Source organism: Mycobacterium sp. RTGN4 (genome assembly GCF_033804635.1).
Taxonomy (GTDB): domain Bacteria; phylum Actinomycetota; class Actinomycetes; order Mycobacteriales; family Mycobacteriaceae; genus Mycobacterium.
This window is the reverse complement of sequence record NZ_JAPZLB010000006.1, coordinates 164,241-180,195: the sequence shown is the minus strand read 5'-3', so window position 1 is coordinate 180,195 and position 15,955 is coordinate 164,241. Positions and strand designations below refer to the sequence as shown.

The window sequence follows — 15,955 nt, the reverse complement described above, 5'->3', positions numbered from 1 at the left end:
GAGACCCTACCCGGGCAGCCGCAGGCTGGTGCCCGTCTCCCGTTCCGCGAACTCCCACACCCGCGCCGCGGCGTCGTAGTCACACGCGAGGGTTGACCGGCCGATGAGCACGGGGCCGCCGCGCAGGCCGCGTATCCCGTCGACGCCCACGTAGCTGCCCGGCGGAATGGGCTCGCTGATGCAATACAGCGTCGGCGCCGCCCCCTGTTCGATGTCGTTGGCGAGCGCGTTCGCGGCCGCGTGCACGACTCGATGCGCAGCAGCCATCAACGGCTTGCCGGAGACCTGAGACAGGTTCGACGCGACCCAACCGGGATGCGTGAGTTGGCTTACCACAGGTGATTTCGCGGCCCGCAGCCGACGATCCAACTCGAGACCCCACAGCATGACCGCGAGTTTCGAGCGCGCGTAAGCGCCCATCACCTTCCAGTCGTGCGTGCGCAGGTGCATGTCGTCGAGCCGCAGCGTGGCCGACTTGTGTGCGTCGGAGCCCACGTTGATGATCTGTGCGCGCACGCGGTCGAAGATCAGGTTGGTCAGTGCGAACGGCCCGAGGAAGTTCGTGCCGATCGTCGTCTCGAAGCCGTCGACGGTGTCGCTGCGATGCTGGGTAAGCCCACCGGCATTGTTGATCAGGATGTCGACACCGTCGTCGAACAGTGCGTCGAGCAATGCGGGAAACGCCTTGACCGACGCCTGGTCGGCGAGGTCGAGTTTCAGCACCGACGTCGACCCGCCGATTTCCGCCGCCCGCTGCGCACCGAGTTCGGTGTTGCGGACGGCCAAGATGACGTGGGCCCCCGCCTTCGCGAGCACGCGGGCGGTGCCGAGCCCCACGCCGTTGGTCGCCCCGGTCACGATGATGCGCTTGCCGGTCAGGTTGCCGAGTCTTTGCGGCGACCACTTCGAGAACTCAGATGTCACGGGTCGAGCGTAGAGGCTGGGCCGCGTGGCGACCCTCCTGCGGCCCCGCCCGCCCCCGACCGAGTCCGACGTAAATTCTGTGTTACGACGGTGTTACCCGTATGCTGGCCTCATGCGGGTGAAGAGCGTGTTCACTGAGGTCGAGACACTTCTGTGCCGTAACAATATGCGCGACGTATCGCCGCTTGCGCTGGAGATCCACGTGCGCGCGGTCAGCCGCAGCGTCCGCACCGCGAACCCCGCCTTCATCTCCGATGCAGGCCTGGACGCCATCGCACCGGGCCATGTCACCACGATGGCGGCGGTCGAGTTGTGCCTGGCCGGCCTGTGGCATCGGACCACCAACGGATATGGCGGTTACGTCATCGCCGACGGAGAACTAATCGATCATCTGGCCGAGCTTCCGCTACTGCGGGGCATCAAGGCGGCCTGCCGACGGCTGTGGCGGGAACTCAACAGCGAGAAGGTCATCCCGCTGTAGCTTTAGTTCTGCGGCAGCCTGACCACCTGGACGAAGAATTCGTCGATCTGCCGCACCGCGCTCATGAACTGATCGACGTCGACCGGCTTGGTCACGTACGCGTTGGCGTGCAGCTTGTAGCTCTTCAGAACGTCCTCTTCGGCCGAAGAGGTGGTGAGCACGACCACCGGGATGTGGCACAGGTCGGCGTCGGACTTGATCTTTTCGAGTAGCTGCCTGCCGTCGTACTTCGGGAGGTTCAGGTCGAGCAGGATCAGGTCCGGCTCGGGCGCGTCCCCGAATGCCCCCCGCCGATATAGGAAGTCCAGCCCTTCCTGGCCGTCGCGCGCGACGTGCAGCTTGTTCTTGATCTTGTTCTGGTCGAACGCCTCTCGGGTGATCAACTCGTCTCCTCGATCGTCTTCGACGAGGAGTATGTCGATCGCACGTCCTGCAGGTGTCATTCAGGCGTTCCTTCCAGCACGGCCGCGGGCGGCTTCTCCTGCGCGGCATCGAAGTCTGCGGACGCCATCGGCTTGACGGGCAGGGTGAATCTAAACAGAGTTCCGGTGGTGTAGGACGTGTCGATCCAGATCGTCCCGCCGTGATGCTCCACGATTTTCTTGCAGAGTGCCAACCCGATGCCAGTTCCGCTGTACACCTCTCTGGCGTGGAGCCGCTGAAAGATGACGAAGACCTTGTCGACGAACTCCTCGCCGATGCCGATTCCGTTGTCCGACACACTGAACGACCACTCACTGGCACCCGGCTGGGCCTCGAGCACGATGCGGGGAGCTACGTCCGGTTTACGGAACTTGATGGCGTTGCCGAGCAGGTTCTGCCACAGCATCGTCAGCAGCGTCGGATCTCCGAAGACCACCGGCAGTGACCCGGGTCGCACCAGCACGGCACCGGATTCCTCGATGGCCGTCGAAAGGTTGGCGACGGCGTCGTCCAGACTCTCACCGAGGTTCACGTCGGTGTACGTCGAGTTGAGCCGACCCACGCGGGAGAACGTCAACAGATCGTTGATGAGCACCTGCATGCGTTTCGCACCGTCTACGGCGAATGCGATGTACTCCGTTCCGCGCTCGTCGAGTTGGTCGGCGTAACGCTTCTCGAGCAACTGGCAGAACGACGCGATCTTGCGCAGTGGCTCTTGCAGATCGTGCGAGGCGACGTAGGCGAACTGCTCCAGTTCCGCATTGGATCGCCGAAGCTCGATGGTCTGCTCGTCGAGCGTAACCCGCGCCGACTTCGCGGCGACTAGCTCGGAAACGATCCGTTGGCGCATGTTCTCGACGTCCGTCGCGATGGCGCGGATGTCCTTGGGCCCGCTCGGCACGATCTTCTCGTCGAAGTGGCCATCGGTGATCCTCCGGCACGACGCGGCCAGTTTCCCGAGTGGCCGCGTGATCGCATTGCGCGTCAGGATCGCGAGCAGGATCGCGGTCACCAGGAATGCGGCGACCATGACGAACAGCACCCGGTTGCGCCAACCCTGCACCGCGGTGATGTCGGCCAGCGTCGTGTCGCGCACCGCCAACAGATGCGCAGACTGCGCGTCGGAGAGCTTTCGAATGCCGTCGAACTCCACCTTGCCGCGATCGACCGTCCTGGAGTCGACGACGTTCGCGGCCCCTGGCTGCACGCTCGCGATGAGCGGCTCGGCGTAGGACGCGCGCCAGCCCGTCGCGGCCGTCTCCACCGCGTCCAGGTCAGCCAGCAGTTCGGGCCGGCCCGCCAACCGCTGCTTCATGCCGTCCACCACGGTCTGCTCTTCCTGCAGTCCTTGGTAGTACGGGTCGAGGAACTGCCGGTTGCCGGTGAGCGCGTAGCCCCGCGTCGCGGTCTCCTGATCGCTCAGCGCGGTCTGCAGGCGGTACGCCCCGACCCTGGCGGGCTGGATGTCGTCGATGAGTTCGTGCAAGACGTCGTCGGTGCGGTTGATCAGGACGCCTCCGGTGACGGCCCCGGCCAGCACGATGACGCCCATGGCGATGAGCACCATGTTCTGCCAACCCTGAACCGTCAACCGCCGGTTCAGCTTTGGGGCCCTGCTCACCAGGTTCGCTCCACCCGCACCATGGCGATGTCGTCGGACAGTCCGCCATGCGCTTGGGCACGTAACTCGGCGCCGTCGATGAGGGCGTTGCCGAACTCGGCGCCGGGCAGGTGCACCAGCGAGCGGGCCATCTCGAGCAGGCCCTGCTCGCCCAGCCGCTCGTTGCCCTCACCGGAATGTCCCTCGAACATGCCGTCGGTCAGCAACACCAACGCGTGGCCCTCGGGCAGCTCCAGCTCCTCGAGCGGCCACTCGGTGCCGTTGAGCCCGAGTGCGGGGCCGGCAGCCGGTTCCAACCACTCGACTGAGTTCGGGCCGTGCAGCAACGCGCCGGGATGGCCGGCCCGGATCGCACTGAAGCGGCGACTGTCCGGCGCGAGCGCTACGTTGAACACGGTGGCGAAGATGCCGCTCTTGTCCGGACTCTCAGCCCGCAGAATCCGCTCGAGCTGAAGCATCCGCTCGTTGCCGCGAAGTCCTGCGAACGTGAGTGCCCGCCAACCGATGCGCAGCGCGACACCCAGCGCCGCGGCATCGGGACCATGGCCCGCCACGTCGCCCACCACCACGTGGACCGTCCGGTCGGGCGTCTGCACGAAGTCGTAGAAGTCACCGCCGAGCATGGCGTTATGGTGGCTCGGACGGTACTCCGCGACGATGTCGACGCCGGGATCGTCGAGCAGTAGCGGCGTGGGCAGCAGCCCCCGTGCGAGTCGCGTGTTCTCGTTCGCCGTCCGTTGACTCGCGCGAAGCTCTGCGGCGGTGAGCTCGGCGCGTTTGCGCTCGATGGCATACAACAGCGCGCGCCTGAGCATCTCGGGGTCGACGCGGCCCTTGACCAGGTAGTCCTGTGCACCGGAGGCCACCGCGGACACTCCGAAGTGTTCGTCGTACAGTCCGGTGAGCACGACGATGGGCAGCTTGTCGTTCTTCTTGGCGATGCGGTCGAGCGCACTGATGCCGTTCGCATCCGGGAGATTCAGATCGAGCAGCACGCAATCCGGTCGCGACACCCCCAGCTTCTGCTCGGCGTCTGCCATCGAACGGGCCACGTCCATCTCGATGTCGATGTTCGCGTCGGCGATCAACTCCTCGACCAGGAGCGCATCGGCGCGATCGTCCTCGACAAGAAGCAGCGACATCCGGCGACCGGGCTGCGGCCGGTTGAAGTCAGGCGTGGCCACGCGGGACGGCTCGGGGCGTGCGGACACGGTCAGTGGCGTTGGCGTGCGGTTGATCCGGTTTCAAATGGGCTGACCTTAACAGCGCTCAGTCGCGCACACCCCGGTATATCCCACGTCGGACTATCCACGGCATCAGGATGCTTTCGAACGACCACGCGGGAAACCGGAAGGCCCGCCCGTTGGGGGCGAACACCTCGAGCCCGTCGCGCTGGATTCCGATCACCGAACCCCACCGACCCTTCGGGGCACGATACGAGCGCAGCGGCTTGCCATCGAACTCCGCGAGGATGTTGTGCGCAAGCAGTCCGTCGGCCCTGTTGCGGGCCGAGCTCCGCAGCGGATCGGTGGCGGCAACGTCTCCCAGCGCGAAGACACCGGGGTGGTCGGGCACCCGGAGTTCCGGTGTCACGCGCACGAAGCCGTGTTCGTCGAGCAACTCCTTCGGCAACCACTCGGTGTTGGGCCGCACCCGCCCGATCGTCCACAGCACGGCCTCCGCGGACGTCGACGGCTGGCCGGTACTCCATTCAACTGGGGCGCTGGTGATCTCGTCCCCGGTGAAGCCATCCGGCACCACGGCCCGATGCCCGGGGTGCAGCTCGACACCTGCCTCGGTGAGTCGACGTTGCACCCGCGCCCATGCCTTCGGGTGGTGTTGCGTCAAGGCACGGTCGCCAGGGAAGTACAAGCCGACGCGTTTGCCGGGCCAGGCGATCGCGATGTTGGCCGCGCTGCTGACCGCCGCCGCACCGCCCCCGACCACGACGACCGATGTGGCCTTGGCCAGTCGTTCGTGAGCCGCGTGGAGTTCGGCGCCGATCTCGTCGGCGGACTGGAGGCTCGGTTGCCGCCAGAACCCATTGGTCACCCCGGTGGAGATGACGAGCGCCTCGTACGGTTCGGATGTGGTCGATCCGTCGGCGCTGCGGACGGAGACGGTTCGGTTCGAGGTGTCGACGCCGGTCAGCGTGCCGTGGACGGTGCGGACCCCGTCTAGCCCGCGGAACCTGTCGAACGAAATCCAGTTGTGCCGCGCCCAGTGGTCGGGCCTGCTGATTCGCCAGCCGAGTTCCTGGCCGCTTACCAACGCGGGCTTCGCCGAGATGCCGACCACTTCGGCGTTCTTGGCGAGCCGGATCGCAGTGAGCAAGCCGCTGTCGCCGAGTCCGGCAATGACCACTCGCCTCACGGGACTACTCATGGTCTCCTCGGCATCGAAGGTAGCCGAAATGTAACACGTTCTAGTTGTCCGTCCTCGGGTCGCCGTACCCTGGCGAGATGCCCGAGCTCCATCCCGACATGGCCGTACTTGCCCCGCTGCTCGGCACCTGGGCGGGCCGCGGTTCCGGCGAGTACCCGACGATCGAACCGTTCGAATACGCCGAAGAAGTGACGTTCGGCCACGTCGGCAAGCCGTTTCTGAGCTACGGACAGCGCACCAAGTCTCCGGGCGACGGCAGACCGCTGCACGCCGAGACCGGCTACGTGCGAGTGCCCGCACCTGGCCGAATCGAGTGGGTGCTCGCGCATCCGACCGGTGTCACCGAGGTGCTCGAAGGCACGCTTTCGGTCGACGCAGGTGCGCTCGTGATCGAGCTGACGGCGACGGCCATCGGACGTACCGCATCCGCCAAAGAAATACTGGCCCTTGGACGTTCGTTCAGATTCGACGGGGACACGCTCGACTACACGGTCCGCATGGGCGCAGTCGGCCAACCGCTGCAGCACCACTTGTCCGCCTCACTGCGCAGGACCGCCCCATGACCGCCGACGGCCGCATTCGCGTCCCGGCCGACCTCGACGCCGTGACGACGATCGGCGCGGAGGACCATTCCGAGGTCGACCCGGCGGGCGTCGAGCGGGTCTGGCAGGCGACCAGGCACTGGTATTCGGCAGGGATGCATCCGGCGATTCAGGTGTGCGTGCGGCGCAACGGCAAGGTGGTGCTGAACCGGGCGATCGGCCACGGCTGGGGCAACGGACCCGAGGAGGATGCCGGGGCCGAAAAGGTAACCGTCACAACGGAAACCCCGTTTGTCGTGTACTCGGCGGCCAAGGCGATCAGCACGACGGTCGTGCACATGCTCGTCGAGCGCGGCGCGTTCGCGCTCGACGACCTCGTCTGCGACTACCTGCCGACCTACACCAGTCACGGCAAGCACCGCACGACCATCCGCCACGTCGTCACCCACAGCGCAGGTGTTCCGTTGGCGACGGGTCCCCGGCCGGATCTCAAGCGTATGAACGACAGCGAGTACGCCAGGGAGATGCTCGGCAACATGAGGCCGATCTACCCGCCTGGGCTGGTGCACATGTATCACGGGTTGACCTGGGGGCCACTAGTCCGCGAGATCGTGTCCGCGGCGACGGGTCGCGACATCCGCGAGATCCTGGCGACCGAGATTCTGGACCCGCTCGGGTTCCGGTGGACGAATTACGGTGTGGCCGAAGGTGACGTGCCGTTGGTGGCACCCAGTTACCCCACCGGCAAGCCACCGTCCGCGGCGATGACGGCGGTCTTCCGCAAGGCCGTCGGCGGGTCGATGCGACAGATCATTCCGTTCTCGAATACCCCGATGTTCCTGACCAGCGTCGTGCCGTCGTCCAGCACCGTGTCGACCGCCGACGAACTCTCTCGCTTCGCCGAGTTGTTGCGCCGCGGAGGCGAACTCGACGGGGTCCGGGTGATGCAACCCGAGACACTGCGCGCCGCCACCAAACAGGCCCGGCGGCTGCGGCCGGACATCTCGGTTGGGCTCAAGCCGATGCGCTGGGGTACCGGATACATCCTTGGCACCAAGAGGTTTGGACCCTTCGGCCTCGATGCGCCCGCGGCATTCGGCCACACCGGACTAACCGACATCGCCATGTGGGCCGATCCCGAACGCGACGTCGCCGCGGCCGTCATCAGCAGTGGCAAGCCCGGCGGCCACCCCGAGGCCAAGCGCTATCCCGCGGTGCTCGACGCCATCGCCGCGGAGTTTCCGCGCGTCCGGTGAGCGTCAGCGCAGCTTCGCGCCGTACACCCGGCTGACCGTCAGCGCCATCAGCACCCTGCGGTCGGACACCATGACCGACCGGTACTCAGCCCAGTCGGGGTGCTCACCGGCGGCGCGGCGGTAGTAGTCGACAAGCGCCTCGACCTCGGAGCCCTGCGGGTCGGTGCCTGGCCCGGTGAGCGTCACCGAACCCTCGGCCGTCGCCCATGCCCACCCGTCCGCGCTGGTGACCTCGAAGGCCGCGCGGGGGTCGCGGCGCAGGTTGGCCGTCTTCGCCCGGCCCTCGGTCATCGACACGTAGACGACGTCGGCCGCCCTGTCGTAGAACGGCGTGACCGGCGACAGCTGGGGCAGCCCGTCGGACTTGATGGTGGCCAGCACGCCGATGCGGCTTTCGGCGAGCAGCGTGCGTGGATCGAACTCGATGTCGGTCATGCCCTGTGGCAACCCCAGAGCCCGCGCGTTTCTTCCGCCGAACGTGGGTGGCGACCCCCGGTGTCAGTTGACGGGTGTCGACTTTCTATCGTGAGCTGATGAGCAACGATGCTGATGCAGAACGGGTCGCCGAGCTGGCGCGCGGGGTGGTCGCCGCGCACGACCCGAAGGTCGTTCCAATTCCCGAGTACCTCGCAGCCGTCTACGACGCCGGGCTGGCCTGGGTGCACTTCCCCGAGGGGCTCGGCGGCCTCGGGGTATCGCGCGGCCTGCAGATCGTCGCCGACCGGATCCTGCAGGGCGCAGGTGGCCCGGTGGCGCTCGGCCTGAACCCGATGGGCTTCGGGATGGCCGCCCCCACCATCCGGGAACACGCCCAGAGCGACGACACCAAACGCGAGTGGCTGCGCCCGCTGGCCACCACCGAGCACCTCTGGTGCCAGCTGTTCTCCGAGCCCGGGGCGGGTTCCGACCTCGCGGGGCTGGCCACGTCCGCGGTGCCCGATGGTGACGACTGGGTCATCAACGGGCAGAAGGTGTGGACGAGCCTTGCGCACCGGGCCCGCTGGGGCCTGTTGCTCGCCCGAACCAATCCCGAGGTCCCGAAGCACAAGGGGCTGACGTACTTCGTCATCGACATGCACGGGCCAGGCGTCGAGACGCGGCCACTGCGCCAGCTGACCGGCCAGGCCGAGTTCAACGAGGTCTACTTCACCGATGCGCGCATCCCCGACGCGCACCGACTCGGCGCCGTCGGCAACGGCTGGGGCGTGGCCATGACGACGCTGATGAACGAGCGCACGGCGTTGGGCGGCAGCGGCAGCAAGCGCGGAGCGGGCACCATCTCCGACGCCGTCTCGCTGTGGGCCTCGCGGCCTGGACAGCAGACTCCCGTGCTGCGCGATCGGCTCACCCAGTTGTGGCTGCGCTCGGAGGCCCAGCGCCTGACGTCGGAGCGCTCACGCGCCAGCGCCGGCGTCGGAGGGCCCGGCCCGGAGGGCTCCATCGGCAAGCTCGTCGGCGCCGAACTGAACCAGCACATCTACCAGTGGTGCATGGATTTCCTTGGGGCGGAAGGCATTCTGTACCACGGCTACGGGCATGAGCGCGACGAGAACGACAAGGATTGGCAGGGCCCCATCCAACAGCGGTTCCTGCGCAGCCGCGCCAACACCATCGAGGGCGGCACCTCTGAAGTGATGCGCAACATTCTCGGCGAACGGATCCTCGGGCTGCCTGGCGACCTGCGTGCCGATTCCGGCATGCCGTGGAAGGAGATTCCCCGTGGCTGAGTTCACGTTTTCCGACGAACAAGTCCAGCTGCGCGCAGCGGTGCGCAAGTTCGGCGCCGAGAACTTCGACGAGGCGACGGTGCGCCGCCTCATGGAGTCCGATCCGACGTTCGACGCCAAGGTCTGGGCCCGGTTGGGCGGCGAGCTCGGCGTGCTCGGGCTGTCGGTGCCCGAGTCCGACGGAGGCGTGGGCGGCACGCTCGTCGACCAGGCCGTCGCAGTCGAGGAGCTGGGCGCACTGCTCGCGTGCGGCCCACTGTTCGGGACGGTATACCTGGCCATCCCGGCACTGGTCGCGGCTTCTTCCGGGCCCGCCCGCGACGAACTGCTCAACGAGCTCGTCGAGGGTCGTCGGACCGCCGCGTTCGCGGTACCCGATCGGGCGGGCGCGTTCGACGCCGCCGACGTGACGGTCACCGCGTCGGGCGAAACGGTCTCCGGCACCGTCGAGCGGGTGGTCGACGCGGGTGCCGCCGACGAGCTACTGGTGGCCGCGAAGACGGCGGACGGCGTCGCACTATTCGCCGTCGACGCGACGGGCCACGGCGTCGCGCGCACGCCGCTCGTCACGCTCGACCTGACGAGGCCTCAGGCCAACGTCGAGTTCACCGAGGCGCCAGCCCGGTTGATCGCAGGCGCAGGCGAGGCCCAGCGCGTCATCGACCACGCGCTGCAGGTGGGTGCGGCGCTCCTGGCGGTCGAACAGGTCGGCGCCGCACAGCATCTGCTCGATCTGTCGGTCGAATACGCGAAGTCACGGCTGCAGTTCGGCCGGCAGATCGGGTCGTTCCAGGCGGTCAAGCACCGGCTGGCCGACGTACTCGTCGACGTCGAGCACGCCCGCTCCACCGCGTACCACGCAGTGTGGGCACTGACCGACGGTTCCGATGACCCTGGGCTCGCGACGAGCATTGCGCAGGCCGTGTGCTCGGCGGCGTTGAGTCACACGGCGACCGACACCATCCAGGTGCATGGCGGCATCGGGTTCACGTGGGAACACCAGGCGCACTTGTACTTCAAGCGCGCGGCCACCGACGCCGCGTTGCTGGGCAACGCCGAGCAGCATCGCGACCGGGTAGCCGCGGCGGTGCTCGACGGCGCCGTGGCAGAACGTGAGCCGCGGGTCGCGAACGGCACGCCCGCCTGACTCGTCGCCGAACGTGAACTACCAGAGTTCGGCGTAGTTCCACAACGCGCCCGCGACGAGCACCAGCCCGATCCCCAGGAAGAGCGTCCGCACCAACAGCGGTGCGAACCGGGTCATGATGCGGACCACGCGGCGTTGCATGCGACGCGCCCGCATGGTCTTGCGAACCGACAGCGCGAGCACCAGAAGCGCCGGCGCCAATGCGCTTGCGCAGTATGCGATCACGATCGCGGGCCACCCGGTCGGCAACGGATTGCGCGCGGAGATCATCGCCAACGAGGTGAGGAAGGGCACCGACGTGGCGGCCTGACCCAGCCCGACCACCAACCCGACGATGATGAACAGCCACGGATTGCGGCGCGCGGCGTTCAACGCCCACTCGGGTGGACGCGGTCCCCCGGAGGTCGAGACTCGCGAGAGCGCGATGAGCGCCAACCCGAGGATCAGCTGGCCCCAGTAGCGGGCCGTCGGCGTCACTTCGATGTCAACCCGGTGGGTCAGAAACGCCAACCCGAGAATCGCGCAGATCCCGAACGTGGTCGTCGCGGTGAACACCCCCGCCACGAAGCTCAGCCCGGCGGGCAGCGGCGACCGGCGCTTCAGCCGGCTGTCGTACACGACCGCGGTCGTCACTCCGAGGTTGAGCACGTTGAGCGAGTCGAGGAGTGCGAACCCCGCGAGGGGCAGTAGTAGTGCCGGCATGACGTCACGAACCTACGGGGCTGGCACCCCGACCGCAGCATCGGCCAGGCCTGCACCCGATGAGCCGCGCATTTAGGCTCTGGGGGTGGCGACGGTCTTGACGGTGAACAGCGCGCACGTCGGCCCTGGGGTCAGGGCCGCGACGACGGGGATCGACAAGCGGCCGGTGGACGGGCCGGTAGAGGTGCGGCCGCCCGGATCGATGCGCAACGGGTTGGGCAGCGGCATCGTCGGCGACTCCATCGGCAACAAGAAGTTCCACGGCGGCGACGACCAGGCCGTGTACGCCTACGCCAGGGAGGATCTCGACGTCTGGCAGGAGCGCCTCGACCGTGAGCTCACCAACGGGATGTTCGGCGAGAACGTCACCACGTTGGGGGTCGACGTCACCGGAGCCGTGATCGGCGAACGCTGGCGGGTCGGTTCGGACGGTCTGCTGCTCGAGGTGACGCGACCGCGGACACCGTGCAAGACGTTCGAGACGCGGCTGGGAATCCGCGGCTGGATCAAGACCTTCACCCACGGAGGCACGCCGGGCGCCTATCTGCGGATCGTGCAGCCCGGGCACCTACAGGCCGGCGACGACATCGAGCTGGTGCAACGGCCCGACCACGGCATCACGATCGGCACCGTGTACCGGGCGATGATGCTCGAGCCCGAGCTGATGCCGAGTCTGCTCGTCGCCGACGCGCTACCCGAGCCGCTGAAGCGGCAGGCTCGGCGCCGGGTCAGCTGACCGAACACGAAAAGAGGGGCACCCGTTTCCGGATGCCCCTCTTATCTCGTGAACGTCAGCGACCGTTGCCGACCGTCGAGGTGACGACGCCGGTCTGCGCGTGCTGCTGGTTGTTGTGCACCCAGTCGTGGTGGCCGATGTCGGCTTGCGCGGGGCCTGCCAGCCCGATGAGGGCGGCGGCGAATCCGGTGGCGGCGATGCTGGCAAATCCAAACTTCTTCATCTCGAAGCCTCTTCCTTCTTTGAACTGACTCCGGCTCGCGTCTTTCCGATCCGGTATGTCACTCATAACGTGCTGTTCAGCGGCTTAATTCCGATGGCAGAAATTGATCGACGCGTGGCAGCAATCAGATGCGTTGTGGAATCGGTCTGGCAAATAACCCGGGCTGCTGCACTGGGCGGACACCGGGGTCACCCCTACGCTGCGGGCGTGTGCGCGTTCGAGGTCATCACGCCACCGGGTCATGGTGCACTCGAATTCGTCACGGCGCGCATGACCTTCGCGTCGGGCCTTGGACCATGTTGGCCTGGCCGAATTGGCCCGGGTCGGCAGAATCTGGGGCGTACGCTGGCAAACCGCCCGATTACGCTGCCGCCAAGAATCTGCCAAGGGCCCTCCTCGACGATGACGTTGCCCGCAAAGGCCAACGTCAACCATCCGAAGGACCCACAATGTTCACCACTCGCTGTACCAAGTCGATCGCCGGCACGATGCTCGCCGCGGGCATGCTCGGACTCGCCGTGATGGCCGGGGCTGGCAGCGCCAACGCCGACACCGTCGATGACACCTACGTGGCTGCCCTCGCGCAGGCCGGCATCCCGCAGATCAGTCCCGCTGCCGAAATCTCGGCGGGACATGCCGTGTGCCAAAACCTCGACGAGGGCACTACTACCCCTGACCGGGTCATCGCGGCCTTCGCCGCCAAGCACGTGTTCGCGACCCGACAGCAGGACGAAGCGATGGTCACTGCCTCGATGACCGCCTACTGCCCGCAATACCTAGGTCGTTAGCCGACCGTGATTGCCACAGCACCAGTGAACGGCGACTGCTGTCGAACGTGTACCGCTCGCGGAAAAGGAGCCAAGATGGTCAAGGGCAGGACATGGCGCGGCCTGGCGGGCCTCGTCGCGCTGACGGCGCTGCTGGCTGCTGGATGCTCGTCGAACGATTCGACCGCATCGCACCCCGCCGCGCCGGAAACCCCGACGCCATCCACATCGACCGCGGCTGCACAGATGGCGGCTCACGGCGTCGAGGGGCCGATCGGCGACGTGCCCTGGTCACAAGTCGGTCCGGGCTGGATGCTCGCCATGTGGAGCCCGGCCGTCCGCGTGGCTCCGGGCGAATCGCCTCCCGCAGGCTCGCCGTCGCCCGGCACGGTCCCCGAGACGCTGTACCTCGTCAACCCGGCCGGCGGCCGCTACGCGATCACCACGTTCCCGCCTCCCGGCGACATGTCGAGCCCGGAGTTGGTCGACTGGTCGGGCGACGGCGGCCACGCTCTCTTCTACGCGGAGTATGCAAAACCCCCGACGGCCATCATGGTCGACCTGCACACCGGCGCTCAGACCACATTGCCCGTCAACGGGTCTCTTCGTTTCACGCGCCCCGACGGCAAGGCGTTGCTGCTGACCATTCGGTCCGACAATGACCGGACATCATCTCTTGAGCGCGTCGACCTTGCCGGCAACAAGCAGTTGACCTACCCGACCGACAAGCTCGCGGGCAAGTTCACCGGCGGGTTCATCTACACGCCGGACGGCACGCAGCTGGTACTGGGCACCGAATCAGGCCTTGCACTGATGGGCAACGACGGGACAGTCGGCAAGGCGCTGCCAGTTGCGGACGCTAGCTGCACTCCGGTGCGGTGGTGGGACGACGGCGCGAAAACCGTCCTCGCCAGCTGCAGCGCCGACAGCCAGCCGCAACAGCTGTGGCTGGTCCCCGTCGACGGCACGCCACCGACCGCGCTGACCGCGCCGATCACCGACCCGTCATCACACGACACCGGCGACGTGAACGCTTGGCAACTGCCGGCAGGCACCTACGTGCAGTACCTGGGCGGCTGCGGCGCCATCCATCTCGGCAAGCTCAACGCCGACGGCACGGTGTCCAAGGTGTCGGTGCCCAATGTCGTTCCGGGCCACAGCATCTACGTCATCGGCGCCCACGGCGGCAACCTCGACCTCCAAGCCATGGTCGCTGGCTGCGGACCCGCCCAGTCGCTGCTGGACTACGACCCCGCCGCCGGCACCTCTACGGTGCTCCTGGGGCCGCCGCTCAACGGCGGCTCGGTCATCAAGGCAATTCCGTACGTGGGCGAGCAGTAGCGTGCGACGGCCCATGCCCGCGCGACTGCGCCGAAACGCCGTGATCGCCGCACTCGCCGTTGCCTTCCTCGGCGTCGCAGCGTGCCATGCGTCGTCGCCGTCAACGCCCGCGCCACAACAGACAGTGCTGCCGTTCACCGGTCTCAACCACCCCGCTGCCGTCGCGGTCGACACCAGCGGCGCTGTCTACGTCGCCGACAGCGGCAACAAACGCGTCGTCAAGTTGGAACCCGGGTCCAAGAGCCCTATCGTTTTGCCGTTCTCCGGCCTCGACTACCCCGACGGCGTGGCCGTGGACACCGCAGGCACCGTCTACGTCACCGACGACCGCAACGACCGTGTAGTCAAGTTGGCAGCTGGGTCGAACACCCAGACGGTGCTGCCGTTCACGGGCCTGAGCGGTCCGGATGGCGTGGCGGTCGATGCGAAGGGCACGGTCTACGTCGCCGACTACGGCAACGGCCGAGTCGTCACGTTGCCCGCAGGGTCGACCACCCAGGCGGTACTGCCGTTGACCAACGACCTATTGCCGCGCGGTGTGACGGTGGATGCCGCGGGCACCCTGTATGTCGCCGACTTCGGTAGCAACCGCGTGGTGAAGTTGACGGCTGGGGCGAAGTCATCGGAGGTGCTGCCGTTCGACGGCCTCCAGGGTCCCGTCGGCGTGGCTGTAGACACCTCGGGAAGGGTTTCTGTCGCAACCTATTTCGACAATAAGGTGACAACGTTGGCGGCCGGATCATGCACCCAGACTGCTCTGCCGTTCACCGGCCTCACCGGCCCACAGGGTGCGGCCATGGACGCTGCCGGAAGCGTCTACGTGGTCGACGCAGGCAACAACAGAGTCGTGAAACTGGCCCCAGCGGAGTCAGCGCCGCCGCCCTGCCGACAAACGGTGCTGCCGTTCACCGGCCTCGACGACCTGTGGGCGGTGGCCGTGGACACTGCAGGCAACGTCTACGTCGTCGACAACCATGAGGGCAACGACAACCGCTTGGTCAAGTTGGCGGCCGGGTCGAACACCCAACACAATCTGTCGTTGGCTGGCCGCGACTTCTCCCCGAGAAGCCTGGCGGTCGACACCACGGGAAATCTGTACGTCGTCGACGACGACGACGACCGAGTGCTGAAGGTGTCGTCTGACGCGAAAACCTGGACTGCGCTGCCATTTTCGGGTACCGATCCTCGGGGAGTGGCGGTCGATACCGCTGGCGACGTGTTCGTCACCGACCTTCGCAACAATCGAGTGGTGAAGTTGGCTGCAGGGACGAACACCCAAACCGTGCTGGCCGCTAGCGGCATCGAGGATCCCGACGGCATCGCGGTGGACACTGCAGGCAACGTCTACGTCGCCGACAATTCCATTCACCGGGGCGTCAAGCTCGCAGCCGGGTCCTACACCCAATCCGACCTGCAGTTCACAGCTCTGACCGTGCCGTACACCATCGACTCGCACGGCCTGGCGGTGGACGCCGCAGGAAACCTCTACGTCGCCGACGAGAGCAACAAGAGGGTGCTCAAGCTTGCGGCCGGGACGAACACCGAGACCGTCCTCCCCTTCGTCGGCCTCGGCGATCCGTATGCGGTGGCAGTGGATGCGGCAGGCAATGTCTACGTCGCCGACCGCGCCAACCATCAGGTAGTAAAGCTGGCTGCGGGCTAGCAGCACCGGTCGCTTTT

Annotated in this window: 17 protein-coding genes; 9 read left to right on the top strand and 8 right to left on the bottom strand. The window is 67.0% G+C overall.

The window, feature by feature from the left end:
• Positions 1-6: 6 nt before the first annotated feature.
• A complete protein-coding gene (locus tag SLQ30_RS14940) occupies positions 7-924 on the bottom strand; it encodes an SDR family NAD(P)-dependent oxidoreductase (RefSeq protein ID WP_319448328.1) in 918 nt (305 codons plus the stop codon).
• A 112-nt stretch (positions 925-1,036) separates the two neighbouring features.
• Between SLQ30_RS14940 and SLQ30_RS14935 the strand changes: the two genes are divergently transcribed.
• Complete coding sequence (locus SLQ30_RS14935) at positions 1,037-1,405, top strand: hypothetical protein (protein ID WP_319448327.1); 369 nt, start codon at positions 1,037-1,039, stop codon at positions 1,403-1,405.
• 2 nt (positions 1,406-1,407) lie between these two features.
• Here SLQ30_RS14935 and SLQ30_RS14930 read toward each other — a convergent pair whose 3' ends face one another.
• From SLQ30_RS14930 to SLQ30_RS14915, 4 genes are all read right to left on the bottom strand, one after another.
• A complete protein-coding gene (locus SLQ30_RS14930; protein ID WP_319448326.1) occupies positions 1,408-1,848 on the bottom strand; it encodes a response regulator in 441 nt (146 codons plus the stop codon).
• On the bottom strand, positions 1,845-3,395 hold the full coding sequence (locus SLQ30_RS14925) for a sensor histidine kinase (protein ID WP_319448551.1): 1,551 nt from the start codon (positions 3,393-3,395) through the stop codon (positions 1,845-1,847). Before SLQ30_RS14925 ends, SLQ30_RS14930 begins: the two co-directional genes overlap by 4 nt.
• Before the next feature lie 50 nt (positions 3,396-3,445).
• Positions 3,446-4,591 (bottom strand): fused response regulator/phosphatase, encoded by a 1,146-nt coding sequence (locus tag SLQ30_RS14920; protein ID WP_319448550.1) that lies wholly within the window; start codon positions 4,589-4,591, stop codon positions 3,446-3,448.
• Positions 4,592-4,718: 127 nt separating this feature from the next.
• Positions 4,719-5,834, bottom strand: a complete 1,116-nt coding sequence (locus SLQ30_RS14915) for an FAD-dependent oxidoreductase (RefSeq protein ID WP_319448325.1) — start codon at positions 5,832-5,834, stop codon at positions 4,719-4,721.
• Between the two features lie 77 nt (positions 5,835-5,911).
• Here SLQ30_RS14915 and SLQ30_RS14910 point away from each other — a divergent pair, with 77 nt between their 5' ends.
• Positions 5,912-6,397: a peroxynitrite isomerase gene (locus tag SLQ30_RS14910; protein WP_319448324.1), complete on the top strand. Its 486-nt coding sequence runs from the start codon at positions 5,912-5,914 to the stop codon at positions 6,395-6,397.
• Positions 6,394-7,632, top strand: a complete 1,239-nt coding sequence (gene lipE, locus SLQ30_RS14905; protein WP_319448323.1) for a lipase LipE — start codon at positions 6,394-6,396, stop codon at positions 7,630-7,632. Before SLQ30_RS14910 ends, lipE begins: the two co-directional genes overlap by 4 nt.
• A 3-nt stretch (positions 7,633-7,635) precedes the next feature.
• On the opposite strand, the gene SLQ30_RS14900 is transcribed toward lipE, so the two are convergent.
• On the bottom strand, positions 7,636-8,067 hold the full coding sequence (locus SLQ30_RS14900) for a PPOX class F420-dependent oxidoreductase (RefSeq protein ID WP_319448322.1): 432 nt from the start codon (positions 8,065-8,067) through the stop codon (positions 7,636-7,638).
• Between the two features lie 98 nt (positions 8,068-8,165).
• Between SLQ30_RS14900 and SLQ30_RS14895 the strand changes: the two genes are divergently transcribed.
• Entirely contained in the window at positions 8,166-9,359 is a 1,194-nt protein-coding gene (locus tag SLQ30_RS14895) for an acyl-CoA dehydrogenase family protein (RefSeq protein WP_319448321.1), read from the top strand.
• Positions 9,352-10,506 (top strand): acyl-CoA dehydrogenase family protein, encoded by a 1,155-nt coding sequence (locus SLQ30_RS14890; RefSeq protein ID WP_319448320.1) that lies wholly within the window; start codon positions 9,352-9,354, stop codon positions 10,504-10,506. The genes SLQ30_RS14895 and SLQ30_RS14890 overlap by 8 nt, the downstream gene beginning before the upstream one ends.
• Before the next feature lie 18 nt (positions 10,507-10,524).
• On the opposite strand, the gene SLQ30_RS14885 is transcribed toward SLQ30_RS14890, so the two are convergent.
• Positions 10,525-11,208, bottom strand: a complete 684-nt coding sequence (locus tag SLQ30_RS14885; protein ID WP_319448319.1) for a GAP family protein — start codon at positions 11,206-11,208, stop codon at positions 10,525-10,527.
• Between the two features lie 85 nt (positions 11,209-11,293).
• On the opposite strand from SLQ30_RS14885, the gene SLQ30_RS14880 reads away from it, so the two are divergent.
• On the top strand, positions 11,294-11,944 hold the full coding sequence (locus SLQ30_RS14880) for an MOSC domain-containing protein (RefSeq protein ID WP_319448318.1): 651 nt from the start codon (positions 11,294-11,296) through the stop codon (positions 11,942-11,944).
• A 55-nt stretch (positions 11,945-11,999) separates the two neighbouring features.
• Here SLQ30_RS14880 and SLQ30_RS14875 read toward each other — a convergent pair whose 3' ends face one another.
• A complete protein-coding gene (locus SLQ30_RS14875) occupies positions 12,000-12,167 on the bottom strand; it encodes a hypothetical protein (RefSeq protein WP_319448317.1) in 168 nt (55 codons plus the stop codon).
• Between the two features lie 449 nt (positions 12,168-12,616).
• Here SLQ30_RS14875 and SLQ30_RS14870 point away from each other — a divergent pair, with 449 nt between their 5' ends.
• The 3 genes from SLQ30_RS14870 (at position 12,617) to SLQ30_RS14860 (ending at position 15,938) form a co-directional block, all read left to right on the top strand.
• The gene (locus SLQ30_RS14870; protein ID WP_319448316.1) at positions 12,617-12,955 is read left to right on the top strand and encodes a DUF732 domain-containing protein; all 339 of its coding nucleotides are present in this window, start codon (positions 12,617-12,619) and stop codon (positions 12,953-12,955) included.
• 75 nt (positions 12,956-13,030) lie between these two features.
• Complete coding sequence (locus SLQ30_RS14865) at positions 13,031-14,275, top strand: hypothetical protein (protein ID WP_319448315.1); 1,245 nt, start codon at positions 13,031-13,033, stop codon at positions 14,273-14,275.
• Positions 14,276-14,288: 13 nt separating this feature from the next.
• Positions 14,289-15,938, top strand: coding sequence for an NHL repeat-containing protein (locus tag SLQ30_RS14860; protein WP_319448314.1), 1,650 nt, complete (start codon positions 14,289-14,291; stop codon positions 15,936-15,938).
• The last annotated feature ends 17 nt before the right edge of the window (positions 15,939-15,955 follow it).